This window comes from Sellimonas caecigallum, assembly GCF_019754295.1.
GTDB lineage: Bacteria > Bacillota > Clostridia > Lachnospirales > Lachnospiraceae > Sellimonas > Sellimonas caecigallum.
The window spans coordinates 38,532-64,928 of the sequence record NZ_VIRV01000004.1; the positions used below are offsets into that span (position 1 = coordinate 38,532).

The following is a 26,397-nucleotide window of genomic DNA, read 5'->3' on the forward strand; positions in this document are numbered from 1 at the left end:
ATCGTTTTTATCTGATATCTTTTTATTCTTGATAATTTTACCGGCATTGACCCAATTTGTCAAGTAATCCCATCATACTTTGTTGCCCATTCCTCGCCGGCATCCGGCATCTCCTCTTATCTGTTATGCAACTTCTTTTTATATTGTCATTCTTTTCTTCTTTGTTTTTGTTAATTTTGACAAAAAAGGTTGTTTCATTCCCGCATTTGGTGTATAATAATCACAAGTCATTTCATCAGAAAAATTTATAGTTAAAAGGAGATTTTGCATATGGTTAATTTATTGACAGGCCCGAAAGGCACCGGAAAAACACAGCAGATGATTGCACTTGCAAACACTGCATCAAAAGAAAGCGATGGAAATGTCTTCTTCATAAAGAAGAGCCATCGGGACACCTATAGCTTATCCTTTGACATCCGCGCAATCTGCATGGATGATTACGAAGCTATCGATAATATCGACGCTTATCTCGGTTTCATCTACGGCATGACAAGCGCCAACCACGACATTGAGTCCATCTTTATCGACGGTATTTTAAAACATGCACATATATCACTCGATGATATCCCGGAATTTATTGAAAAACTGAAAAAAATCTCCAGAGATTTCAACATCGATTTCTACATAAGTATCAGTGCAGACAAGAATGACTTAAGCCATGTTGATTTGACTGATTGTGCCCTTTTAAACTAAAAGAAGTAAAATGGTCAGGCCCCTCATCCAGAGGGGCCTGACCATTTTTTATTTTCCTTTATTCAATCCGGAAAAAGCTTTACTGCTGTTCATTCTGCGCATCATCGCTTTTTGTCTCTTTCTTTTCTCCGTTGAGCGAGAGAACGACGTTTGCATTTTCTCCTTCTTTATATTCCAATGTCACTTCCTGTCCCACGTCGTACTTAATAATGTCAATGAAATCCACGACAGAGACATCAAAAATCTCATCGGATCCTTCCAACATCAGATAAAAGTGGGAATCTCCGTCAATAACACCTTGCGCGATCTTTCTTATCTTTCCGCTGATCGTCTCCGTCTTCTCAGCATTGACACTGTCTCTTTCCACCTGGATGCCATTTTGTTCCATCAGTCCCAGATAGTTCGTCTCGCACTCACTTACCGTATTTCCGACAGCCACGATCTGATATTTCTGCACATTTACCATGGCATATTTCTTCACAAGCCCTGCGTCGTCTTTGAGAGCCACAAAGTATGTCGGTTCCCCTGCTATATTCAGAAGAAGAGGGAAGGTTGCCTTGTATTTCAGGTTCTGTACCTGTCCTTCGGCGGAGGACATGGCGGAGGCTTCCGTCGCTCCTTCCACTTCGTAGAACTTTGTCTCCATTGTCCGCTGGTTCATGAGTACAAACCCGACATTGGACTGGTCTTTGTTGACGGATGTTACCCCGGTGTATACCCACACATCGTCATCGATCGCCAGATAATTGTATCCGTCCGTTGTTTTGAGACAATCTTTCTGACTTAAAATGCTATTGAAAAATCCGTGTTTCAGTGTGCCGTGATAATCGTAGAGTTCTACCAGAAGATCTGCGTCGTACGCATGGTCGATCCACTCCGGGACGTCCTCGATTGCATAGTCTTCCGTCTCCCCTGTTACCGCATTGCAGAGAACGACACGCCCTACCGTCTCGCCCCCGAAGAGGCCGATATTGAACTTCTTGACCGGAGCAATCCAGTATGGCACTCCGTCATCGTCAATCTCAAAACTCAGCTCATTAAAAATATATGTCGGATAAGAGAATCTGAGATGACGGTATATGTTACGGTTAAAATGCTCGCTTGTGGAATACTTGATGCCTTCCTCAAGCTTTACAAGTTCCGTTGTCTGCGTCGCCATGTCGATTCTGATATAACCTGGGATTCCTTCGGACTGGTTTGTAAACCATTTGATAATGCTTGCATACCGAAGCGGAGATACTCTGACCGGTTTGTCCTTGTAGTTGATCTGACTGTACAGTTCATCCACTTCAAACTGGGAAACCATATCTACCATGCTTCCCATCTTCCGATCTCCCAGAAGTTTTGCTGAATCCTTGTCAAGGATCGGTATCTGATCAAAAGAAAGTTCTTTGATATCTTTTGTGAAATCTCCATTTTCCACTGTGAGAAGCTTCTGATACTTCTTGGCATTGATGATCGGGGAAGAAAGGAGTGTTCCCACAAGGTATACTGCCACCACTACAAAGATCAGTCCCACAAGTCCCTTTACTACTTTGTTTTCTTTTAATTCCTGACCTCTGAACAGTTTTCTCCGGAAAATGTAGATGACCAGGATGGCTGCGATCACAAGGATCAGGAAAGTCCAGAATCCCGCAGCGTGGATATTGATGGCCGGAAGCTTGACATAATAATAGATTCCCGCCAGCAGAATCAGGAAAATCACTGCAACTGCTTTTGTTGTTCCCTTTTTCATTTTCATTTTTCTCCTTTTTTGTTGCTATGATGTTGTGTCAAAAGATATTTTGTTTCTATATCATAACACATTTACTGCGTTTTACAATGATTTTGTCCGAAATATTTCTCCCTTGCCACAGTCTTTCAAAAACCTCCTGAGACCTTTCACGCATACCAAACGGCAGGCTAAAAAACCTGCCGTTTGACCGTATCTGCATTCTTTTTTATTCAGATATTATTCTTCAGCTGCTCTCTTCGCGATCTCTTTTTCCTGCACATCATTCGGAGCCTGCTCGTATCTTGCAAATGTGTATTCGTATTTACCGCGTCCGCCTGTCATGGAACGGAGATTTGTGCAGTAACCATAGAGTTCCATCATCGGCACATCCGCTTCAATGATCTGTTTTCCTCCTGCGGTCGGTGTCATGCCAAGCACACGTCCTCTTCTCTTATTGAGATCTCCCATGACATCTCCAGTGTAATCATCCGGCACTGTCACTTTCAGGGATACGATTGGTTCAAGAAGTACCGGACTTGCATCCATCACACCCTTCTTGAATGCCTGGATCGCAGCCGTTTTAAATGCCATCTCGGAAGAATCTACCGGATGATAAGATCCGTCATAGAGAACCGCCTTGATGCCCACAACCGGATATCCGGCCAGAGGCCCTTTCGCAACAGCTTCCTGAAGACCTTTTTCCACTGCCGGGAAGTAGTTCTTTGGAACAGCTCCGCCCACAACCGTCTCTTCAAATACGTACGGTGTTTCCAGATCTCCGGATGATTCGAAAGTCATCTTTACGTGTCCGTACTGTCCGTGTCCGCCTGACTGTTTCTTATATTTGGAGTCGACATCGGATTTTTTGCGGATCGTCTCACGGAATGCCACCTTCGGTTTTTCCAGTGTGATATCCACTTTATATCTGGATGCCAGTTTGCTTGCAACAATCTCCAGATGCTGATCTCCCATACCGTAGAGGAGAATCTGGCGGTTTTCCGTGTCATTTACGACTTTCAAGGTAACATCCTCCGCCATCATCTTTGCAAGCGCCTGGGAAACTTTGTCTTCATCTCCCTTTGCTTTTGTCACATATTTCATGTATGTATATGGAACTGAATACTCTGTCTTTGCGAATGCAAGCTGGGTATTCTTTGTGGAAAGGGTATCCCCTGTCTTTGTCGTGTTAAGTTTTGCAATGGCGCCGATGTCCCCCGCAAAAAGTTCGCTCACTTCGATCGGCTTGTTGCCTATCATTGTGTAGATCTTACCCGGTTTTGCCTCTGCATCTGTGTCGGAATTGTATAGAACGTCATCGCCTTTGATTACTCCGGAGCACACTTTTATGAATGAATATTTTCCGATAAACGGATCCACCATTGTCTTGAATACATATGCACTTTTTGCCTTAGCAAAATCGTAGTTTGCTTCATAGATCGCATTTGTCTTTCTGTTCATTCCCACGCATTCGCGATTTGCCGGGCTTGGGAAGAAACGAACAATATCAGAAAGGAGATTTGCAACACCTTGTGCCTGCACGCTGGATCCCATTGCTACTGGTACAATGTCTCCGTCCATCACTTCCGTACGCATAGCGGAGCGGATCTCTTCCACAGAAAACTCTTCTCCAGATAGATATCTGTCCAGAAATTCCTCGCTTGTCTCTGCCACAGATTCCATCAGCGCATCCCTGTACTGCTGCAGATAATCCATACAGTAATCCGGAATCTCGCACTCTTCTCTTTCCGCAATTCCCGTATATCTTCTTCCTGCATTCTTGATGATATTTACATATCCAACGAGCTTTTCGTTCTCACGGATCGGCATGAAATGAGGCGCGATCACTTTTCCATATTTCGCTCTTAACGTCTCTACTACCTGACGGAAGCTTGCATCGTCCAAATCCATCTCTGTCACATAGACCATACGCGGCAGATTATACTTGTCACACAGTTCCCATGCCTTTTCCGTTCCTACTTCCACTCCTGCCTTGCCGGAAACAACGATGACTGCTGCATCCGCAGCGCTTACTGCCTCTTCTACTTCTCCCACAAAGTCAAAATAGCCTGGTGTATCCAGCACATTGATCTTTGCTTTCTCCCACTCGATCGGGATCAGGCTCGTTCCGATAGAAAAGCCGCGTTTCTGTTCTTCTTTATCAAAATCGCTGATGGTGTTTCCATCGCTGATCTTTCCCATACGGTTTGTCACGCCGGAAACATAAGCCATTGCTTCGACAAGGCTCGTCTTCCCGCATCCGCCATGTCCTAATAAAACCACATTTCTGATCTCATCCGTCCTGTAAACTTTCATATAGTGCTGCCTCCTTAATTTTCAGTTCTGATTTTACTGTTTTTCTCCTTTCACAGTAACCATGTGTATATTGTACTAAATTCTTAGTTATTTTACAACTCTTTTATAGAATTTTCACAACAAATATACTTTCTCACTTTAACGCATAATAGTTTTGACAAACAGACTGAAATCTCTTAAAATAGAATTATATGACTAAAGAAAGATGAGGATATAACTTATGAAAATAGGATTTATCGGTCTTGGACTGATCGGAGGTTCCATCGCAAAAGCAATTCGCCTCTACTATCCCGGCTCTGAGATCGTTGCTTTTGATAAAAACAGAGAGACTTTGGCCCTTGCAACCGCGGAGTCAGTCGTCGACACAGCCGTCACTGTCATCGACGACAACTTCCGGGACTGCAGCTACATTTTCCTCTGCACACCGGTCATTCACAATTCCGCATATCTAAGCCAGGTCAAGCCGTTTCTTTCTGAGAATACGGTGTTAACCGATGTGGGAAGTGTAAAGACTCCGATCCACGAGGACGCAGCAAAGCTTGGATTGGATACCTTCTTTATCGGAGGGCATCCAATGACAGGCTCTGAAAAATCCGGATACGCCAACTCCAAGGCGGTCCTGATCGAGAACGCCTACTATATCATAAGCCCGTCCTCGGATGCTCAGAAGAAAAAGGCTTCCGAATATGCCTCTTTTGTACAGTCTCTGAAAGCACTCCCTGTTGTTTTGGACTGCCGGACACACGATTACATTACCGGGACGATCAGCCATCTTCCCCACGTCATCGCATCCGGACTTGTCAACTTTGTGAAGGATCATGACACGAAGGATGAACTGATGAAACTGCTGGCCGCGGGAGGCTTTAAGGACATCACGCGTATCGCATCTTCCTCCCCTACCATGTGGGAACACATCCTTTTGTCCAACCGGGAGAATCTCTCTTCCATCCTGGAGAGCTATATCGAGACACTTAAAGAAGCGAAGAAAATGATCGACGAAGGAAACGCTCAGGAAATCTATCGCTTTTTTGATTCTTCCAGAAATTACAGAAATTCTGTGCCTGAAATCTCCGCAGGACCGATCAAAAAGATGTTCGCCGTATACTGTGATATCATCGACGAAGCAGGTGTCGTAGCTACGATTGCCACCATTCTTGCTTCCAACAATATCAGTATCAAGAATATCGGCATTGTCCACAACCGTGAATTCGAGGAAGGGGTTCTGCGCATCGAATTTTATGACGAGGCTGCTCAAAAGAACGCAGCACAGGTGTTGAGAAAGCACCGCTACACCGTCTATGAACGCGCATAAATCAAAATAAGGAAAAGGAAAAAGACTATGACACAGCTTACGAATTCTGCTCCTCTGCGGGGCGAAATCACGATACCAGGAGATAAATCCATCTCCCACAGAAGTGTGATGTTCGGTGCTCTTTCAAAAGGGACAACTGAAATCACAAACTTCCTCTACGGGGCAGACTGTCTCTCTACCATCGGCTGTTTCCGGCAGATGGGAATTGATATTGAACAAAAAGAAGAGGGGCGTCTCATCGTCCATGGAAAAGGGATGCGCGGACTGTCTGCCCCGGGATCCCATCTGGATGTAGGAAACAGCGGCACAACCACGCGGCTCATATCAGGTATTCTTTCCGCACAGCCGTTTACCTCCGTCTTATCCGGAGACGACTCTTTGAACTCTCGTCCTATGGGGCGTATCATTACCCCTCTTACCCGGATGGGTGCAAAGATTGAAAGTATCCGCGGAGACGGCTGCGCTCCTCTGCGCATCGATGGAACAAATTCCCTGCACGGGATTACCTATCATTCCCCTGTCGCTTCGGCCCAGGTCAAATCCTCCATCCTTCTTGCGGGACTTTACGCAGACGGCGTGACATCTGTCACAGAGCCTGTGCTTTCCAGAAATCACACGGAACTGATGCTCTGTAAATTTGGCGCTTCCGTTTCTACAGAAATATCAGCGGATGCTTCGGCCAGGATTTCCATCCTCCCGTGTCAGGAGCTCTATGGGCAGAAGATTCATGTACCAGGCGACATCTCGTCGGCCGCCTACTTTATCGCTGCTGCTCTTCTCGTCCCGGGATCTGAACTGCTTATCAAAAATGTCGGTACAAATCCAACCCGGGCTGGGATACTGAAAGTGTGTCAGGATATGGGTGCCGATATCACATATGTGAATGAGACTGCTGAGGGCGGGGAGCAGACCGCCGACCTCCTTGTCAGATCCAGTTCTCTCCATGGCACTGTCGTGGAAGGAAGACTGATCCCGACTCTCATCGATGAGATCCCGATGATTGCTGTTCTGGCAGCTTTCGCCGATGGAACTACCGTCATCCGGGATGCCGCGGAACTGAAAGTAAAAGAGACGGATCGGATTCGGACAGTCACAGAAAACCTTACCCGGATGGGCGGCGATGTTACCCCGACAGAGGATGGAATGATCATCCGCGGAGGAAAAGCGTTGCACGGTACAGTGATCAATCCATATCTCGATCACCGTATCGCCATGGCGTTTTCCGTGGCAGCCCTGGCCTCGGACGGTGTGACAGACATACTTGACAGTTCCTGTGTGGATGTATCCTATCCCGGATTTTTTGCATCTTTAAAAAGCCTTACTGTCTGATGAAAGGAGGCAGACCCATGACAAACGACGAACTTTTTGCTTCGATTTATACGCATGATACGATCTATCTTCCTCCAAGTGAAGAAAAGAGCGCCGCTCTAGAAGTGGCGCTTGGATGCAGCTACGGGAAATGCCGTTTCTGCGATTTCGCCAAAGATCAATTTCAGATTCTCCCAATGGAACAGATCCGCCGAAACATGTACATTCTCGGACAGTTTCGCCCAAATGACCATCGTCTGTTCCTCCTTGGAGAAAATGCTTTCGTGATGAGCTACGATCTTTTAAGCACTATTTTCGACATGACCGACACGTTCATGCCGAATATCCACGAGTTTGCCATGTATTCGAGAATCGACGACATTGCTCGAAAGACGGATGAGGAACTCGCCTCCCTTCGCCGGATGGGGCTTACCACTCTCCATATCGGATTGGAAAGCGGCAGCGACTCCATCCTTCTGGAACAGCGCAAGGGTGTGACCTCCATGGACATGATCATCCAACTGGACCGCTTGAAAAAAGCGGGCATCGAATATTACGTAACGATCATCCTGGGACTTGGCGGCCGAACGTTCTCGAAACTCCATGCCCTTGAGACTGCTCGGCTCCTGAACCGTGTCAATCCTTCCGATATCTGGTGTCTGAAGCTCAAACTCTGGGAAGATACCCCACTTTACCAGGATGCGAAGAAAGGTCATTTTGAGATGATGAACGATGCTGAAATGCTCTGGGAAGAGCGCATTCTCCTTCAAAATCTTTATGTAAAAAACTGTATGTTCCATGATACGACAGTTCTTAACATGTACACGATACAGGGACATCTGCCGGAAGAAAAGGACGTGCTGCTGGATGCTATCGATATCCTTTTGTCCACCTGCCGGTATTAAAAATCTGAAAGGAAGAAAAAATAGAATGAACCGAAATGTAAACGCCTGTCTCATATGCGGAAAAGAATTAATCTACCAGGAGACAGCTAAAACTATGGAATGCTCCATTTGCCACCGTCTGTTTCCTTCAAACGCCTGCTGCGCGGACGGGCACTTTGTCTGCGATGAATGCCATGAAGCCCAGGGGCTTCAGACAATCCGCTCCGTCTGTCTGTCCGAGACTTCCAAAAATCCAATCTTTCTGGCACAGAAAATCATGGCCGATCCTTTCATCTATATGCACGGTCCAGAACACCATGTTCTTGTTGGCGCTGTCCTTCTGACCGCATACAAAAACGCCGGAGGAAATCTGGATCTTCCTAAGGCGCTTTCGATCATGGAAGAACGTGGAAAACAGGTGCCGGGAGGTGTGTGCGGCTTCTGGGGCTCATGTGGAGCCGGAATCAGCACTGGTATCTATTTCAGCATCCTCTCAGGATCCACTCCTTTAAGCGGCACTTCTTGGGGACTCTCCAACCAGATGTCTTCGCGTGCTTTGAAATCCATCGGAGAACACGGAGGTCCGAGATGCTGCAAGCGCGATTCTTTCCTTGCCATTTTGGAAGCTGCCAAATTTACAGAAGAAAAGACCGGCGTGAAAATGGAGATTCCAGAGCAAATCTCTTGCAGTTTTCACGAAGAAAACGGGCAATGCCTGAAAAAGCACTGCCCGTTCCATCCTTAAAACTTTTTCCATGTCTTTGGCATGAAAAGCACCAGAAGTGGAAACAGTTCCAGCCGTCCTGCCAGCATATCCAAAGAGAGGACAAACTGTGCACCGCTGCTGAAAACTCCAAAATTCCCCATAGGTCCTACGAGCTGAAGCCCTGGACCAATATTATTCAATGCAGACGCCACGCCTGTAAAGTTGGTTACCAAATCATGTCCGTCAAATCCCACAAGAAGTACGGACAAAGCAAAGATAATCACATACAGGATGAGAAATACGTTCGTCGCTCTGACTACTTCGTGCTGTACCAGGTGTCCGTCCATCTTAATTTTTTTAACACTGGAAGGATGGATGATCTGGTACAGTTCTTTTTTGATCGTCTTTAACAGGATTACTAAACGCGATACTTTGATTCCCCCTCCTGTACTGCCGGCACATGCACCGATAAACATGAGCATGACAAGGATTGTCTGCGGCACTTCTGACCACAGATTAAAGTCCGTCGTAGCATACCCCGTCGTTGTGATAATGGAACCGACCTGGAAAGCCGCATGGCGCAGCGCCTCTTCTGTCGTCTCGTAAAATGATCTGATATGTATAAAGATCGTTGCGATGGATGCGGCGATGATACCAAAATAATAACGGATCTCTTCGCATTTCAAAGCTTCCAGAGGCTTTTTCATCCAGATCAGAAAGTACACATTAAAATTGACGCCAAACGAGATCATAAAGATCGTTACCACATTCTGTAAATACGGCGAATAGCTTGCTAAACTGTCGTTCTTAACGCCAAATCCCCCTGTACCCGCAGTTCCGAAGGTAAGCGTCAACGCATCAAAAAGCGGCATTTTCCCGATCAAAAGGAAAATGATCTCCAAAATCGTCATGACAATATAAATCTTATAAAGAGCCGCCGCTGTTGTCCTGAGCCTTGGCGTCATCTTATTAACAGATGGCCCTGGACTTTCCGCTTTGAGAAGGTTGATATTTCTTCCGCCGCTCAGAGGCAGAACCGCCATGATAAATACAAGGACACCCATACCTCCGATCCAGTGGGTAAAGCTCCTCCAGAACAAAATACACCGCGGAAGACTTTCCACATCTGACAATACACTGGCTCCTGTCGTCGTAAATCCGGAAACCGTCTCAAAAAAAGCGCTGACGGGATTTGTGATAGCGCCGCTCAGCATAAATGGGATCGCCCCTACAATACTCATCACAATCCAGCTCAGGGCTACAGACACAAATCCTTCCTTCATATAAAAGTCTTTATTCTTCGGTTTTCGTATCACAAGCGGTATCCCGAATGCCAACGCAATGGCGATCGCGGCCAGAAACGTCAAGCCAGCCTTTTCCTGGTAGATTACAGATACCAGCCCAGGCAGCAGCATAAATCCAGCCTCAAAATTTAAAATCCATCCCACAATGTAAAGCACCATAGAATAATTCATGATTTTTTCTCCTTTGCAAGCCTTTCTCTTATGCTCTTTCCAGAATATCTGTGATATCGTCCAGTCCCTTGTGAGTCGTTACAACGATCACGGAATCCCCTACGCGAAGATCGTCCTGTCCACGGGCAATCTTCAGTTTTCCATTCCGGCTGATGTAACATACAAGAAGGTTGTCCTTTAAGCGCAGCTCCGCGAGCGGATACCCGGTTACCTTTGATTCCTCCCGGATGACAAATTCCAGAGCTTCTGCTTTCCCGTCAAGAATCTTATACAATGTCTCCACATTGCTCCCCATGGAATTCTGCATTGCCCTCGTATATCTCGTAATATGATCGGCCGTCAGATTTTTGGGATAGATCACACTGTCGATATCCAGATCGTCGATGACTTCTTCAAAATGGATCCTGTTTACTTTTGCAATCTGCTTTGCATCTGAATACTTTCTTGCAAGCATGGCAAGCATAAGATTTTCTTCATCCATATTGGTAAGAGCCACGAATGCTTCCGTATGCTTGAGTCCTTCTTCCAGAAGAAGTTCCTTGTCCGTTCCGTCTCCCTGAAGTATCGTAGCTTCTGGAAGCAGCTCACTTAGCTCCTCGCATCTTTCTTTTCTCTGTTCGATGATACGCACTTCCACCCTCATCTCAAGGAGCTGTTTCGCAAGATAATATGCGATCGTTCCGCCGCCTACGATCAGCGTACTTTTAACCTGATGTGTCTTGATTCCGATTTTCTTAAAGAATCTGGCAGTTTCTTTCGGAACCGCCATCATGGATACCAGATCGTTGTCTTCCAAGGCAACGTCTCCGCCTGGAATGATAACCTGACCTTTTCTTTCAATCGCACAGATCATGACGTCGCATTTCATCTTCTGCGGGATATCCGAAATCTTCAGTCCTCCCACATGAAGTTCCGGATGGATACGGAATTTGATCATCTCTACCCTTCCCCTTGCAAAAGTATCTACCTTCTTTGCATAAGGAAGTCGTAGAAGCTTGGATATCTCAAGCGCAGCGGTCAGCTCTGGATTGATCACTACAGAAAGCCCCATCTGTCTCTTGATAAAATTGACTTCTCTGCTGTACATAGGGTTTCGCACTCTTGCTACAGTCTGGCACTTTCCGGCCTTCTTTGCAATCAGGCAGCACAGAAGATTCAGCTCATCCGCACCTGTGACTGCGATCAGAAGATCTGCATCTTTCACGCCGGCTTCCATCTGCACCTGGTAACTGGCACCGTTTCCGACAACCCCAAGGATATCAAAGTCTTCCGCCGCTTCCTCTACTTTTTTCTGATTCAGGTCAATGATCGTAATATTATGGTTTTCAGAACTCAATTGCTCGGCAATCGTTGTGCCGACCTTTCCAGCTCCTACAATAATGATATTCATAGTTCCTCCAGTTTTGTTTATATTTTTTTAATAGTTTATTTATGAAATCGTAACTCATTATACTCCTTTTTTTTATAAAAGCAAGCGGTTTCCACAAGGAAAATATTTTTTCAGCAAAACAAAAGATGCCGGCAAAAACCGGCATCTTAGTTCCTTCTTTTTATTAGTTTTTCTTTCTGTGAGAAAGTACGTCAAATGTAACAGCTCCGAGAAGAACGATACCTTTTACTACCTTCTGGAAGTCTGTAGACATACCCATCAGGGACATACCGTTATTCAGAATACCCATAACAAACGCACCTACAACAGCTCCGATGATCGTACCTACACCACCGGCTGCAGCTGCACCACCGATGTAACAGGAACCGATGGCGTCAAGCTCGAAACCGTCTCCGGCTTTCGGTGTCGCGGAAGCGTTACGTGCGGATAACACGATACCTGCAACCGCTGCGAGCACGCCCATGTTTGTATATACCCAGAAGAATACTTTTCTTGTATTGATACCGGAAAGGCGTGCTGCCTTCGCGTTACCACCAAGTGCGTAGATCTGACGTCCTGCAACTGTTCTGCTTGTGATGAAGTGATAGATTCCTACGATCACTGCCATGATAACAAGCTGAACCGGAATTCCATGGTAGCTGCCAAGTTTGTAGAAGAAGAACCATACGATAAAGATGACGATCGCATCTTTTACAATGAGCTGCCATGTTTTGATATTTGCAAATCCGTATTTATTGTTTGTCTTGATCGTCTTTAATTCAGAGAAAATCAAAAGTACTGTAATAATCGCTGCAATCACAATACATACAAGATCCAGCGTACCGCTTCCGAAGTTGATCGTAACTGTCGGAAGGAACCCGTTTCCGATCTGTGCGTAAGAATCCGGAAGAGGGCCTTTTGTCTGAGCCTGAAGGAACGTATATGTAAGACCACGTCCCATAAGCATTGTTGCCAGAGTTACTACGAATGGCGGAATATCCAGGAAAGCGATAAAGAATCCTGCAAAGACACCTGCCACAAGCCCAACTGCCAGAGCTGCCAGGATCGCAACAACCGGGGAACTGCCGTAGTCAACCATCATGATACCAGCTGTAGCGCCTGCCAGGGCAAGCACGGATCCTACACCAAGGTCAACGTTACCTGTCAGTACGCAGAGGAGCATACCTGTTGCAAGAATGACAACGTAACCATTCTGCATGATCAGGTTGTTGATATTTGTCGGGCTGGCATTGGTGCCGCCTGAAAGTACATAAAACAATATAAAGATTACGATCAAAGCAATCAACATCATGTATTGCTTCAGATCGATATTCACGGTTTTCTTCTTATTCATCGTTATTCCCCTTTCCTGTTATTATCCTGCATGATACACTGCATGATTCTTTCCTGAGATAACTCGGCCTTACTCAACTCACCTGCGATCTTTCCTTCATTCAGCACATACACACGATCGCATGTACCGATGACTTCCGGCATTTCGGAGGAAATGACGATCACGGCCTTCCCCGCCTTTGCAAGTTCATTGATAACACAGTAAATTTCGTATTTTGCACCTACGTCGATACCACGTGTAGGTTCATCCAGAATCAGAACATCCGGAAGCGTCATCATCCATTTTGCAAGGACGACTTTCTGCTGGTTTCCACCGGATAAAGAGCCTACCGGCTGATTGATAGAATTCGTCTTTACATTGATTCTCTTTCTGTACTCTTCCGCTGCCACGATCTCCTCATTTTTATCTACAACTCCATGCTTGGAATAATGATCACGAAGAGCTGCCATCGTCATGTTATGTTTGATATCATCGATCAGCACAAGACCGTATGTCTTTCGGTCTTCAGACGTATAGGCAATCTTATGCTTGATCGCTTCCCTTACTGTCTTTGTGCTGACTTCTTTTCCGTGCATCAAAACTTTTCCGCTGATCTTCTGTCCGTAAGAATGTCCGAACACGCTCATGGCAAATTCCGTTCTTCCTGCTCCCATAAGTCCTGCAAGGCCTACAACTTCTCCCGCTCTTACTTTGAGATTGATATTTTTGAGCATCTGGCGGCTGGCATCTTCCGGATTGTATACATTCCAGTCCTTGACTTCGAAGATGACATCGCCGATCTTGCAGTCTGTTCTCTCCGGATAACGGTTGGTAAGCTCACGTCCTACCATTCCTTTGATGATACGGTCTTCAGAAAATTCATCCTTACCTTTTACAAGTGTCTCGATTGTATGGCCGTCGCGGATGATCGTAATGGCATCCGCCACATAACTGATCTCATTGAGCTTGTGGGAAATAATGATACAAGTTACACCTTGTTTTTTCAGATTCAGCATGATCTCCAGAAGCTGCGCACTTTCCTCGTCATTCAGGGCCGCTGTCGGCTCATCCAGAATGAGAAGGTCTACCTGTTTTGCAAGAGCTTTGGCAATCTCTACAAGCTGCTGTTTTCCTACTCCGAGGGAATTGATCGGAGCATCCACATCCTCATCTTCCAGTCCAACCTTTTCCAGCATTTTTCTGGCATCCAGCCTTGTTTTCTTCCAGTCGATGACACCTTTTACCGTTGTCTGTTCATTGCTCATGAACACGTTCTCCGCAATGGACAGATATGGGCTTAACGCTAATTCCTGATGAATAATAACGATACCCTTATGTTCACTGTCTTTGATTTTGTGGAACTGGCACTTCTCGCCCTTGTAGATGATGTCCCCTTCGTATGTACCATACGGATACACTCCGGAGAGCACGTTCATCAGTGTGGATTTTCCTGCTCCATTTTCGCCGCAAAGCGCGTGGATCTCTCCCCGCTTTACTTTGAGATTGACATCGTCAAGCGCTTTTACTCCGGAAAACTTTTTTGTAATGTGATTCATTTCCAGAATAACATCTGACATCCGCCCTCACTCCTTTCCTGTTTTTCATCTTCATTCAAAAGGCGGCGATCAATACGCCGCCTTTGTAAGCTTACTTATGCACTATATTATATTACATAATTATTTTTCGTTGATCTGTTCTTCTGTGTAGTATTCGCCGTCGATCAGAAGTTCTTTGTAGTTGTCTTTGTCAACTGGCTGTGGTTCACACATATAAGTCGGAACAACCAGTTTTCCGTTATCATACTGTTCTGTATCGTTGATTTCAGGTTCTTTGTCCTGAAGCACTGCGTCTACCATTGTTCCAGCTTTTTCAGCCAGGAGACGTGTATCTTTGTAGATAGACATTGTCTGTGTACCTGCTACGATATTCTTAACAGCCATCAGTTCCGCATCCTGTCCTGTTACAAGCGGCCAGTCTTCTGCTGTGTAACCTGCTGATGTAAGAGCAGCTTTGATACCGTAGGAGAATCCGTCGAATGCGGAACATGCGATATCAAGTTTTTCGTCTGCGTACTGAGCAGACAGGTAGTTTTCACACCACTGCTGAGCTGTCTCCTGAGACCATCTGAGGATACATGTATCATCGAAGGAAGTTCTTCCTGTCTTACATACAAGTGTTCCGTCATCCAGATACGGCTGCAGTACTTCCATGATACCATTGTATAAGAACTTCGCATTGTTATCATCCGGAGATCCCATGAAGAATTCGATCGTGTAGGATTCGCCTGCTGCTTTTGCTGCATCCAGATCTTTCTTTTCTTTAATATATTCGCCGATCTTTACACCGACACCTTTGTTATCGAATGTTGCATAGTAGCTGATCGCATCTGTATTCATAATCAGACGGTCATAAGAAATAATCGGGATATCATTTGCTTTTGCCTGTCCGCATACACTTGCAAGAGAGTCGCCGTCAACGGCTGCGATCACGAGCGCGTCTACCTGCTGTGTGATCATGTTCTCAATCTGAGATACCTGAGCCTGCGGATCGTCTTCAGCGTACTGAAGTGTTACTTCATATCCTTTTGATTCCAGGAGCTTTTTCATGTTGTTTCCGTCATTGATCCAGCGCTCGGATGACTGAGTAGGCATTGCGATACCAACTTTCATTCCGTTTGATTCCGCCTGTTCGCCTGTCTCTACAGTTCCAGAAGTAGCTTCTTTGCCACTGTCTTTCTTTTCGCCGCAGGCTGCCATGGAAAATACCATCGCTGCTGTCATCACAAGTGCAAGCATTTTCTTTTTCATAATGTAACGTCCTCCTTGTCCATTCTCACATTCTCGTTCCAGGATATGTACGATCTGCCGGCGTTGACCTACATTCCGAAAGAAGAAACCGTTTTTATTCACTTTGCATATTTTTTCGTGTTCCTTCTTTTATTTTATATACAAATATTACACGCTTTTTATTATATTGTCAATTCTTTTTTATTTATAGTGCCAGTGTTGCACACAATTTGTTATCTTTTTTTTGTGAAGTTGTATATATCTATCCTTTTTACAATCTATACATGTCCGTCTTTTTGCACAATTGTTATACTACTATTTTTTACATTCCTACTTTTTTGTTAAATTAGTGACAAAAATATGCACAAAAACCACTTTCCATTTTCAGTAATTTTGTCATCATCCTCTTATATTTACACAAAAAGAGAAAGAACCGTTATGAAAACGGCTCTTTCTCTTTATCATGGCTACCTATAATTATTTGTTTAATCCCATTTCTTCTCTGACTTCGATAAAACATTTTACGATAAAATCGATGTCTTCTTTTGTGTGGCTTGCACAAACCTGTGTACGGATTCTTGCTTTTCCCTTCGGTACAACCGGATAGGAGAATGCAACGACATAAACGCCTTTTTCCATCATACGTTTTGCAAATTCTGCCGCTGTTTTTTCATCATAGATCATTACCGGTACACATGGATGAGTTCCTGGAATCACATCAAATCCATTGTCGTCCAGTTTCTTACGATAGTATGCTGTCACTTCTTCCAGATGATCTCTCAGTTCTGTGCTTTCACTGAGCATATCGAACAGTTCGATACTTGCACCTGCGATAGCCGGAGCAAGGGAATTGGAGAACAAGTATGGACGGCTCTGCTGACGAAGCAGATCGATAATTTCCTGACGTCCGGATGTATATCCGCCGGAAGCTCCGCCCAGCGCTTTTCCAAGCGTTCCTGTGATGATGTCCACGCGTCCTTCTACTCCGCAGTATTCTGCTGTACCGCGTCCTTTCTTTCCGACAAATCCAACTGCATGGCTGTCATCTACCATGACAAGTGCGTTGTATTTGTCTGCAAGATCACAGATTCCCTTCAGATTTGCGATGATACCGTCCATAGAGAACACACCGTCTGTTGCGATGAGTTTGATTCTTGCCCCAGCTTCATCTGCCTCTTTCAGTTTTGCTTCCAGATCTTCCATATTATTATTTTTATAGCGATACCGTTTTGCTTTGCACAGACGGACACCATCGATAATGGATGCATGGTTCAGCTCATCACTGATTACAGCATCTTCTGCTTTTAAGATCGTTTCAAACAATCCGCCGTTTGCATCAAAGCAGGAAGAATAGAGAATTGTATCGTCTGTTCCAAGGAAATCAGAAATTTTCTTTTCCAGTTTCTTATGGATATCCTGTGTTCCGCAGATGAAACGAACAGATGCAACACCGTATCCTCTTTCATCATATGTACGTTTTGCAGCGTCGATCAGTCTCTGGTTGTCGCCAAGTCCAAGATAGTTATTTGCACACATGTTGAGATATTCTCTTCCGTCTTCCAGTTTTACCTTTGCTCCCTGTGGGGAAAAGATAGGCGCTTCTCCTTTAAAAAGGCCTGCTTCTTTGATTTCTTCTACTGTTTTTGCATAAATGCTTAAGATATCATTTTTACGTGCCATGGCAATCATTCTTCCTTTCTTCTAATCATTGATATGAGACCAGTCAAGTACGACTTTTCCTGAATTTCCGGAGATCATCGCGTCGAATCCCTTCTGATAATCTTTGATATCAAAACGGTGTGTGATGATCGGGGAGATGTCAAGCCCTGCCTGTACCATTGTGGACATCTTGTACCATGTATCCCATACTTTTCTTCCGTAAATACCACGGATATTCAGTCCGTTGAAGATCACTGTTTCAAGATCTACTTTTGTCTCTGTCCCCTGAAGACCTAAAAGAGCAATCTTTCCGCCGTGTTTCATATTATGGATCATGTCGGAAAGTCCTGCCGGGCTTCCGGACATCTCAAGCCCAACATCGAAGCCTTCTGTCATCCCAATCTCTTTCATCACATCTGTCAATTTTTCTTCTTTTAAGTTGACTGTCCTTGTTGCACCAAGTTTCTTTGCAAGATCCAGACGGTACTGGTTCAGATCTGTGATCACAACGTGTCTTGCACCGGAGAATTTTGCGATAGCTGCTGCCATGATGCCAATCGGGCCAGCACCAGTGATCAGTACATCTTCTCCGAGCATATCATAAGAAAGAGCTGTGTGTGTTGCATTTCCAAATGGATCAAAGATTGCGTACATTTCTTCCGGGATATTCGGGTTGCACGGCCATACATTGGATGCCGGAATTACAAGATATTCCGCAAATGCTCCGTTTCTGTTGACGCCGACTCCCTTGGCATCTTTACAGTTTTCTTTGTGTCCTTCCAGACAGTTTCTGCACTTTCCGCATGTAATATGTCCTTCGCCAGATACGAGATCTCCAATCTTGAATCCCTGTACACCCGGACCTACTTCTACAACTTCTCCGACATATTCATGTCCCGCTGTAAGTCCTACTGGAATTGTGTGCTGTGCCCATTCATTCCACTGATAAATATGTACGTCTGTACCGCAGATAGCTGTTTTATGGATTTTGATTTTTACATCATTTGGTCCGACTTCCGGGATCGGTACCCTCTTCATCCAAAGTCCTGCTTCCGGTTTCTCTTTTACTAATGCCCACATCATATTGTCGCCCATTTGTATTCCTCCGTTCTTTTCTGCAAACTGCATAATTTCTACCTTCATAATACACGTTCTTTTATGAAATTTCAAGTGTTTTTTCCGCGACAGGCGAACATTTCTTTCATCTTTGTTTTTTTCTCGCATACATGCACAGTTGTCTTTGTACGACAGTCAAATTTTGTTTTTTATATTTTAGGTCTTTTCTTTTCTTCCTGATTTTGCTATAATATACAGACGAGCTGCAGTGCCAGAGCGGTTTATTGGAACGGTCTCGAAAACCGTTAGCCCTTTACGGGGCACGAGGGTTCGAAACCCTCCTGCAGCGTTTTGGTTGAAAAAAAGTGGTGTATTCATTCGAATACAGCCACTTTATTTTTTTCTTTCCGTTCACATTCCTGTTGGAGCGCCCGTCTGTCTAAAATCAGGATCTTGCGGTATCCATTTTTTATCATGCCTTTTTCCATAAAAGAGGCCAACACTTTGGACACGGTAACTCTGCTGAGTCCCAAAAGTCCAGCGATTTCTTCATGGGTATATGGAATCCCGTCCTCTGTAATATCTTTATCCGGATTTGAACAGGCCGTTTCTTCCAGAAGGAAATTTGCGATCCTCTGGTAGCGGTTATAATTGGTAAGACGGTATACCTTATTCGCCAGATAATCGCATGTCTGGCTCAAATGCTGAAACATAAGCATCATCAATTCTTCGGATTCTTTCAGTATCGGGATCAGATTTTTAATGCTGCATGAGACAAGCGTTACGGTATTGACCGCTTCCACCGTTGTAGGTCGTCTGTATTCCCCGAGAAAAGAAGACTCTCCGAAAATCCTTCCTTTCTCCACAATTTCCAGTGTCGTCTCCTTTCCGGTCACAGTTGTATTGAATACACGCACACGACCGCTCAAGATCAGATACAATGCATCCGCAGAGTCATTCTGCAAATAAATGATCTGTCTTTTCCGGTACACTTTTACTGTGCCTGCCTTTTTAAAATAAGAAAAATATTTTTCCGGAATCTTTACCATTTTTCTCTCCTATGCTTTAATCTTCCCATTAATTGTAGCATATATTACAGTGTGGCGCACGCTTATTTTTTTATAATAGATGCGGAGGTAATAGAGTATGAAGAAAAAACTTGCATCTTATATATGGATTATTCTCGGCGGCGCCATGACTGCTGCCGCTTTCGGGCTGTTTGTACTGCCCCAGGAATTTGTTGCCGGTGGGGTAACCGGGCTTTCCGTGATCTTAAATTCCGTGATTCGCCTTCCCCTGTCCTGGATCGTCCTTTCCATCAATATCCTTCTTTTTGCTGTTGGATGGATCTTTGCAGGAAAGGAATTCATTTTCAAGACACTGATCATGACCTTTCTTTTTCCATTGCTTCTGGAGTTCTTCTCCCAGATCCATCTTTTTCAAGAACTTGCAAAGGATCCTTTCCTCAGCAGTCTGATCGCCGGATGCCTTCTTGGCATAGGAAGCGGGATGATTCTCCGTGCCAACGGTTCCAGCGGCGGGTTTGACATTCTCGGCGTTGTCCTGAACAAAAAATTTGGTGTCCCGATTTCTGTTGTCATGTATGTTTGTGACTGTACGGTCATTCTCTTTCAGGCAGTCTCCAAACCGATCCTTCAGACTGTATACGGAATCGTAGTGATCCTCTGCTGCAGCATCATGATCAACAAAGTCATCACATTTGGAAAATCCGAAGTACAGCTTCTGATCTTTTCCCCTCAATATGAAAAGATACGCACAGAGCTTCTTCAGACATATGATACCGGCGTGACTTTCCTGAATGCAGAGACTGGATATATGCACAAGAATACAAAAGTTGTCCTCACTGTCCTTCCTTACCGGAAGATCAGTGAAGTAAAAAAAATGATCTACTCCATCGATCCGACCGCTTTTACTGTCATCGACAACATCCAATATGTGGGCGGACGGGGATACACGATCGAACGTTAAAAAAGATTGCGCGTTTCGGCCCACTCCTAAGGCCAGCCAGTACGCGCAATTTTTTTTTACATATTTTCTTAATATTTTCTTTTGTTTTTTTATAATCCTTTTATTCTGTAGACATATTCCTTTCACATTTATCCATTATATTAGATAGTGTAATAGTTCTAACACTATTAAAACCAAAAAGTAAACCTTCCAACCCTCAAAAAGGGCCGGCTGCATTTACCTCCCATAACATACTGCAGCCGGCCGCTTTTTTATGCAATTTTTCCGAATAGAAATCCTTCCTCTGTCTACTGGATCAGCATGGCATCCCCAAAGCTGAAGAACCGATATTTTTCTTTTACCGCCTCTTCGTAGGCGCCAAGGACATGCTCTCTCCCGGCCAGTGCGCTGACCAGCATGATCAATGTGGATTCCGGGAGATGAAAATTTGTGATCAGGCAGTCCAGAATCTTAAATTTGTATCCCGGATAGATGAAGATATCTGTCCATCCGCTGCATTCTCTGAGTTTCCCATCATCCCCGGCGGCCGATTCGACTGTCCGGCAGCTTGTTGTGCCTACACAGATAACCCGATGTCCTTCCTCCTTTGCCCGATTGATCTTCTCTGCCTCGGAAGCCTCAATCTGATAAAATTCCGAATGCATGTGATGCTCCATGATATTTTCCACCTTGACCGGACGGAATGTTCCAAGTCCCACATGCAGCGTCACATGGGCTATCTGCACTCCTTTTTTCTGAATCTCTTCCAGAAGTTCCGGCGTAAAGTGAAGTCCCGCCGTCGGAGCTGCCGCCGAACCGCTGTGCTTTGCGTAAACCGTCTGATATCTGTTTTTATCCTTCAGCTGATGTGTGATATACGGCGGAAGGGGCATCTGGCCAAGCTGGTCCAGAATTTCTTCAAAGATCCCGTCATAGGTAAACTGTATCAGACGGTTTCCTTCTTCTACCACATCGATGACTTCCCCCGTAAGAAGTCCTTCCCCAAATTGAATCTTCGTACCCGGCTTCGCCTTCTTTCCCGGCTTTACAAGTGTCTCCCACACATCATTTTCTCTCCGCTTCAAAAGCAGGATCTCGATCTTTGCGTCTGTTCCCACTTTTGATCCGATCAGCCTGGCCGGGATGACTTTCGTATCATTGATGACAAGACAGTCCCCAGGGTTCAGGTAATCGATGACATCCCGGAACACATGATGAGCGATTTCCCCGGTTTCTTTATTTAACACAAGCAGTCTCGATCCAGAGCGATCTTCCAGGGGATCCTGGGCGATCAGTTCTTCCGGAAGATCGAAATAAAAGTCCTCTTTTTTCATCATGGTTTTCGTCCTCTTACTGTCTCAATTCGATTCCCATGCTTTCCAGCCCGTTTAAGATTTTTTTCATGGCTTTTGCGACATCCGCCTCTTCGAGAGTTCTGTCTTTTGCACGGAATACGATGGAATATGCTACTGACTTGTATCCTTCTTTGATCTGTGCTCCTTCATACAGGTCGAAGAGTTTATAGCTTTCCAGAATGGACCCGCCTCTCTGCTCGATCATCTCTTCGATCTGTCCTGCCAGGATTTCTTTTGGAACTACCATACTGATGTCTCGTGTCACAGCAGGGAATTTGGCGATTCCTTCATATTTGCGGTCGAATGTTGCCCGGGATACGATCTCCGGCATATCGATTACTGCCACGTACGCGCGTCCGCCGATTCCGTATGTCTCTGCCACGAGCGGATGGATTTCTCCCAGGTAACCAATAACAGTACCGTCATAAATAATATTTGCCTGACGGCCTGGGTGCAAGAATGGTTTTCCGGCATTCGGATCGTATGTCTCTTTTTTACGCATTCCGACTTTTTCCAGGAATTCTTCCACAACTCCTTTCATTGTGAAGAAGTCCCCTTCCCCATACATTCCAAGCGTAAACTGCATCCTCTCTTCCGGAAGTTCCGTAAGCGGAAGGGACTGCGGGAGATAGATATTTCCAAGCTCATAGAGCCGTACATCTTTGTTTCTTCTGTTGTAGTTTGTTGCAAGGGATGTGAGCATACCATTCAGAGAGATCGTTCTCATGATGCTGTAATCTTCTCCAAGCGGGTTTAAGATCTGGATCGCTTTTCTTTCCGGAGCGTCCTCGGCAAGCCGGAGCTTGTCAAATACTTTTGGACTTTCAAAAGAGTATGTCATTCCCTGGCTAAATCCGCAGAATTCAGCGATGTCTCTTGCAACGCCTTCGATACGAAGCTTGTAGGAAAGCTTCCCTGTTGTAGACTCTCCCTTCGGCAATGTCGTCGGGATATTGTCATAACCATAGAATCTTGCCACTTCTTCTGCCAGATCCGCCATACGGAAAATGTCGTGCCGGTAAGTCGGAGCGATAATCTCGCCTGTCGCTTCATCATATGCAAGGCCGATCTTTTCGAAATAGGAGAGCATCTCTTCCTTCGGTATATCTGTTCCGAGAAGCGTATTGATAGCTTCCGGGTCAAATGCCACTCTTACCGGTTCCTTCACTTTACTGTACACATCCACTGTTCCGCCTACAACTTCCCCGGCGCCCATCTCTTCCACAAGCTGGCATGCCCGGTCGATAGCAGCCTTCGCATTGTTCGGATCAAGCCCTTTTTCAAATTTTCCGGACGCATCAGTTCTGAGTCCCACACGTTTGCTGGACTTTCGGATATTGGTTCCGTCGAAACATGCCGCCTCGAAAAGCATTGTCTTTACATCGTCTGTGATCATGGAGTTTTCTCCTCCCATGATTCCTGCGATACCGATGGATTTCTCTCCGTCGCAGATCATGAGCACATCCTTATCCAGGTGTCTTTCCTGTCCATCCAGCGTCACGAAGGTTTCCCCTTCTTGTGCATTTCTCACGATGATCTCACTCTTTGCGATCGTATCCAGGTCATATGCGTGCATCGGCTGTCCGTATTCTTCCATGACATAGTTCGTGATATCAACCAGATTATTGATCGGACGGATACCTACAGACGCAAGTCTTCTCTGCATCCACTTCGGAGATGGTCCGATCTTGATGTTTTTTACAACCCTTGCACAGTAGCGCGGGCAAAGATCTTTATTTTCTACAGTAACTTTGATGTAATCGTTGACATCTTCATTATTGCCTGTCTCTGTTACCACAGGAGGATGGAATTCCTTTCTGAACGTAGCGGCCGCTTCCCTGGCAATCCCGATGACGCTGAAACAATCCACACGGTTCGATGTTATTTCATACTCAAATACCGCATCGTGAAGACCGAGGACTTCCACTGCGTCCGCCCCGACTTCTACATCGTCCTCAAAAATATAGATACCATTTTCTGGAGCTTCCGGATACATGTCCCTCGTAGATCCCAGCTCTTCGATGGAACACATCATACCGAAGCTCTCCACACCTCTCAATTTGCCTTTCTTGATCTCAATGCCGCCTTCCGTTTTGCTTCCGTCATGGCCTCCTGCCACACGTCCACCGTCGAGAACAACCGGAACTTTCTGTCCTTCCTCCACGTTTGGCGCCCCTGTCACGATCTGAATCGTCTCTGTTCCGATATCTACCTGACAGATAACAAGTTTATCTGCATCGGGATGTCTCTCTATCTTTTTAATCTGACCTACGACGATCTTGTCAAGATCGGCATCCAGTTTTTCATATCCTTCTACCTTTGTCCCGGACAATGTCATAGCATCTGTATACTCCTGCTCTGTCACGTCCAGATCCGGAACATAGGCCTTTACCCATGATAATGATGTATTCATTGATTTTTCCTCCTAAATCCACTGTCTTAGAACTGCTTTAAGAATCTGATGTCATTTTCGTATAAAAGTCTCATATCGTCTATCTCGTATTTCAAAAGTGCGATTCTCTCAAGCCCTACTCCAAATGCGAATCCACTGTACTCATTCGGATCGATGCCGCACATTTCCAGCACGTGCGGGTGTACCATGCCGCATCCCAGTATTTCGATCCATCCGGATCCTTTACAGAAACGGCATCCTTTTCCGCCGCATTTAAAACAGGTCACGTCTACCTCAGCACTTGGCTCTGTGAACGGGAAGTGATGCGGCCGAAACTTTGTCTTCGTATCCGGTCCAAACAGTTCTTTGGCAAAGACTTCCAGTGTTCCCTTCAGATCTGCAAAAGAAACATTCTTGTCAATGACCAGTCCTTCGATCTGGTGGAAAGAAGGAGAATGCGTCGCGTCCACTTCGTCGGAACGGAATACCCTTCCCGGTGCGATCATACGGATCGGAAGTTTTCCCTGTTCCATAATACGTGCCTGCACCGGAGATGTCTGGGTACGCAGCACAATGTCCTTGTTGATATAAAATGTATCCTGCTCATCTTTTGCCGGGTGATCCGCCGGGATATTGAGCTTTTCGAAATTATACAGATCGTACTCGATCTCTGGCCCTTCCACTACTTCATATCCCATGCCCACAAAGATGTTTTCCACTTCTTCCAGAGCGATCGTATTCGGATGGCGGTGTCCTACCACATTCTTTTTGGACGGGAGCGTCACATCGATGACTTCTGTCTTCAGTCTCTCCTCCAGCAATTTTGCGTCCATCTTCTTTTTCGTCTCTTCCAGTATCCCTTCGATCTCAGCGCGGACTTCATTTACCATCTGTCCTACTTTCGGACGTTCCTCGGCAGCCACGTCCTTCATTCCTTTTAAAACAGCCGTGAGTTCTCCTTTTTTTCCAAGGAATTTCACACGTACATCATTCAGTTTTTCCGGCAGATCTGCTTCCTGTATCTGCCTGAGCGCTTCCTCTTTGATGCTCTGCAACTTTTCTTTCATGATTCTCCTCCTTCTTGATGATGACCCGTATACTCAAAGTCTTCCGCAAAAATATCAGTTTCCTGTCCTCAGGGACTTTCATATAAAATAAAAAACCCCGTCCCTGAAAAGGGACGGGGAAACTATACCCGCGGTACCACCCTGATTCCTGTATCTTATCAAAATCTACAGGCTCTCATGTATGCGTAACGTGCATTCGACGTCATTTCCTACTTTTCGACACTCCTGCGCCTTTTTCAGAAATGAAGCTCCTGTGGGAAATTCGGTCTGTTTGCTGAACCAAAGGGAACTTTCAGCCCGTGATTCCCTCTCTCTTTTGGAAGCAGACATCCTACTTACACATTCTCAGCTTTTTTCATATCGTTTTTATTCTAGCGGCACACTCCTGCTTTGTCAAGGTTAAAAACCGAACTTTTTTACCACTTTTTCAAATCTCCCAAAATTTTCCGGACTCTTTCAATGGCGTCATCAACCTGTTCTCTGGCATCATTGATCTTGGACTGCACGAGATAATCTGCCACGATGCCATCGAAGAAAAAGTCTGCAAAAGACAAAAATCCACTAATCTCCATCTGAAACTCCTGAGGTACATCCACGTCAAAAAGCTCTCTTTGGAATCTCTGGAGTCTTTCTTTGGCCTCCTCCATCAATTCCGCTGCCTCATTCATCTTCGAGTGCTTTACCATGCTTGCAATAAACCCTCCGCCAAACATGTCAAAAACGCCCCAGCTCTTTGCACTTGAAAGTCTCTCCTGCGCCGCGATAAGGCTCTCCAGAGCGTCTTCCCCCGCAAGTATGGCCTCTTGTGTCTCTCTTCTCATAATTTGTGTGTTCCTCATTTTTTCTCTCTGTTTCATATCCTTATCCTCTCTTTCTCCGCAATCTTCTGTGACAGAAGATACAGTTTACGGATTCTGGTCTATGAAATCTGTGGTTGGAAGCTTCCCGTTTCAGAAATAAAAAAGACCTTTACCATGACGCTCTTTCTGCCACAATAAAAGTCTTGC

Annotated in this window: 20 protein-coding genes, 1 tRNA gene and 2 other annotated features (1 of these 23 cut by a window edge); of the genes, 7 read left to right on the plus strand and 14 right to left on the minus strand. The window is 45.2% G+C overall.

From position 1 onward, the window contains the following. Window positions 1-11 (minus strand) — a binding site (T-box leader) (it extends 215 nt beyond the left edge of the window). A gap of 259 nt (window positions 12-270) precedes the next feature. Then, window positions 271-693 carry a hypothetical protein gene (locus tag FLB61_RS04350; protein WP_087198886.1) on the plus strand — a complete coding sequence of 141 codons (423 nt, stop codon included), beginning with the start codon at window positions 271-273 and terminating at the stop codon, window positions 691-693. Window positions 694-772: 79 nt separating this feature from the next. Here the strand turns inward: FLB61_RS04350 and FLB61_RS04355 are convergent, their stop codons facing one another. Then, a complete protein-coding gene (locus FLB61_RS04355; RefSeq protein WP_087210944.1) occupies window positions 773-2,428 on the minus strand; it encodes a hypothetical protein in 1,656 nt (551 codons plus the stop codon). A 216-nt stretch (window positions 2,429-2,644) separates the two neighbouring features. Then, entirely contained in the window at window positions 2,645-4,720 is a 2,076-nt protein-coding gene (locus FLB61_RS04360; RefSeq protein ID WP_087210941.1) for an elongation factor G, read from the minus strand. A gap of 220 nt (window positions 4,721-4,940) precedes the next feature. Here FLB61_RS04360 and FLB61_RS04365 point away from each other — a divergent pair, with 220 nt between their 5' ends. The 4 genes from FLB61_RS04365 to FLB61_RS04380 are packed head-to-tail and all read left to right on the plus strand — an operon-like array spanning window position 4,941 to window position 8,969. Further along, entirely contained in the window at window positions 4,941-6,032 is a 1,092-nt protein-coding gene (locus FLB61_RS04365; RefSeq protein WP_221919492.1) for a prephenate dehydrogenase, read from the plus strand. Between the two features lie 27 nt (window positions 6,033-6,059). Continuing rightward, the gene (gene aroA, locus FLB61_RS04370) at window positions 6,060-7,361 is read left to right on the plus strand and encodes a 3-phosphoshikimate 1-carboxyvinyltransferase (RefSeq protein WP_221919493.1); all 1,302 of its coding nucleotides are present in this window, start codon (window positions 6,060-6,062) and stop codon (window positions 7,359-7,361) included. 17 nt (window positions 7,362-7,378) lie between these two features. Then, window positions 7,379-8,245: a radical SAM protein gene (locus FLB61_RS04375; protein ID WP_087210937.1), complete on the plus strand. Its 867-nt coding sequence runs from the start codon at window positions 7,379-7,381 to the stop codon at window positions 8,243-8,245. 25 nt (window positions 8,246-8,270) lie between these two features. Further along, window positions 8,271-8,969 carry a DUF5714 domain-containing protein gene (locus FLB61_RS04380; protein ID WP_087198880.1) on the plus strand — a complete coding sequence of 233 codons (699 nt, stop codon included), beginning with the start codon at window positions 8,271-8,273 and terminating at the stop codon, window positions 8,967-8,969. Here the strand turns inward: FLB61_RS04380 and FLB61_RS04385 are convergent. The 7 genes from FLB61_RS04385 to tdh all read right to left on the minus strand — a co-directional run bounded on the left by FLB61_RS04385 (window position 8,966) and on the right by tdh (window position 18,647). Continuing rightward, window positions 8,966-10,405 carry a TrkH family potassium uptake protein gene (locus tag FLB61_RS04385; protein WP_221919494.1) on the minus strand — a complete coding sequence of 480 codons (1,440 nt, stop codon included), beginning with the start codon at window positions 10,403-10,405 and terminating at the stop codon, window positions 8,966-8,968. The genes FLB61_RS04380 and FLB61_RS04385 overlap by 4 nt on opposite strands. 28 nt (window positions 10,406-10,433) lie before the next feature. Further along, window positions 10,434-11,795, minus strand: coding sequence for a Trk system potassium transporter TrkA (gene trkA / locus FLB61_RS04390; protein WP_221919495.1), 1,362 nt, complete (start codon window positions 11,793-11,795; stop codon window positions 10,434-10,436). 163 nt (window positions 11,796-11,958) lie between these two features. Next, window positions 11,959-13,128: a multiple monosaccharide ABC transporter permease gene (gene mmsB / locus FLB61_RS04395; RefSeq protein ID WP_087198877.1), complete on the minus strand. Its 1,170-nt coding sequence runs from the start codon at window positions 13,126-13,128 to the stop codon at window positions 11,959-11,961. Between the two features lie 2 nt (window positions 13,129-13,130). Further along, entirely contained in the window at window positions 13,131-14,684 is a 1,554-nt protein-coding gene (mmsA, locus tag FLB61_RS04400) for a multiple monosaccharide ABC transporter ATP-binding protein (protein ID WP_087198876.1), read from the minus strand. Between the two features lie 99 nt (window positions 14,685-14,783). Beyond that, complete coding sequence (gene chvE, locus FLB61_RS04405; protein WP_087198875.1) at window positions 14,784-15,914, minus strand: multiple monosaccharide ABC transporter substrate-binding protein; 1,131 nt, start codon at window positions 15,912-15,914, stop codon at window positions 14,784-14,786. Window positions 15,915-16,370: 456 nt separating this feature from the next. Further along, window positions 16,371-17,573 carry a glycine C-acetyltransferase gene (locus FLB61_RS04410; RefSeq protein WP_087210967.1) on the minus strand — a complete coding sequence of 401 codons (1,203 nt, stop codon included), beginning with the start codon at window positions 17,571-17,573 and terminating at the stop codon, window positions 16,371-16,373. A 21-nt stretch (window positions 17,574-17,594) separates the two neighbouring features. Next, window positions 17,595-18,647 carry an L-threonine 3-dehydrogenase gene (gene tdh / locus FLB61_RS04415; RefSeq protein ID WP_087210965.1) on the minus strand — a complete coding sequence of 351 codons (1,053 nt, stop codon included), beginning with the start codon at window positions 18,645-18,647 and terminating at the stop codon, window positions 17,595-17,597. 223 nt (window positions 18,648-18,870) lie between these two features. On the opposite strand from tdh, the gene FLB61_RS04420 reads away from it, so the two are divergent. Continuing rightward, window positions 18,871-18,957, plus strand: a tRNA-Ser gene (locus FLB61_RS04420). A gap of 25 nt (window positions 18,958-18,982) precedes the next feature. On the opposite strand, the gene FLB61_RS04425 is transcribed toward FLB61_RS04420, so the two are convergent. Further along, window positions 18,983-19,657, minus strand: coding sequence for a Crp/Fnr family transcriptional regulator (locus tag FLB61_RS04425; protein ID WP_221919496.1), 675 nt, complete (start codon window positions 19,655-19,657; stop codon window positions 18,983-18,985). A 97-nt stretch (window positions 19,658-19,754) separates the two neighbouring features. Here FLB61_RS04425 and FLB61_RS04430 point away from each other — a divergent pair, with 97 nt between their 5' ends. Further along, entirely contained in the window at window positions 19,755-20,597 is an 843-nt protein-coding gene (locus tag FLB61_RS04430; protein WP_221919497.1) for a YitT family protein, read from the plus strand. Between the two features lie 287 nt (window positions 20,598-20,884). Here FLB61_RS04430 and queA read toward each other — a convergent pair whose 3' ends face one another. The 4 genes from queA to FLB61_RS04450 form a co-directional block, all read right to left on the minus strand. Further along, entirely contained in the window at window positions 20,885-21,910 is a 1,026-nt protein-coding gene (gene queA, locus FLB61_RS04435; protein ID WP_087199223.1) for a tRNA preQ1(34) S-adenosylmethionine ribosyltransferase-isomerase QueA, read from the minus strand. Window positions 21,911-21,926: 16 nt separating this feature from the next. Then, window positions 21,927-24,344: a phenylalanine--tRNA ligase subunit beta gene (gene pheT, locus FLB61_RS04440; protein ID WP_221919498.1), complete on the minus strand. Its 2,418-nt coding sequence runs from the start codon at window positions 24,342-24,344 to the stop codon at window positions 21,927-21,929. A gap of 26 nt (window positions 24,345-24,370) precedes the next feature. After that, on the minus strand, window positions 24,371-25,390 hold the full coding sequence (gene pheS, locus FLB61_RS04445) for a phenylalanine--tRNA ligase subunit alpha (RefSeq protein ID WP_087198870.1): 1,020 nt from the start codon (window positions 25,388-25,390) through the stop codon (window positions 24,371-24,373). Window positions 25,391-25,496: 106 nt separating this feature from the next. Beyond that, window positions 25,497-25,746: a binding site (T-box leader), on the minus strand. 60 nt (window positions 25,747-25,806) lie between these two features. Next, window positions 25,807-26,247 carry a hypothetical protein gene (locus FLB61_RS04450; protein WP_246599107.1) on the minus strand — a complete coding sequence of 147 codons (441 nt, stop codon included), beginning with the start codon at window positions 26,245-26,247 and terminating at the stop codon, window positions 25,807-25,809. Window positions 26,248-26,397: the final 150 nt, after the last annotated feature.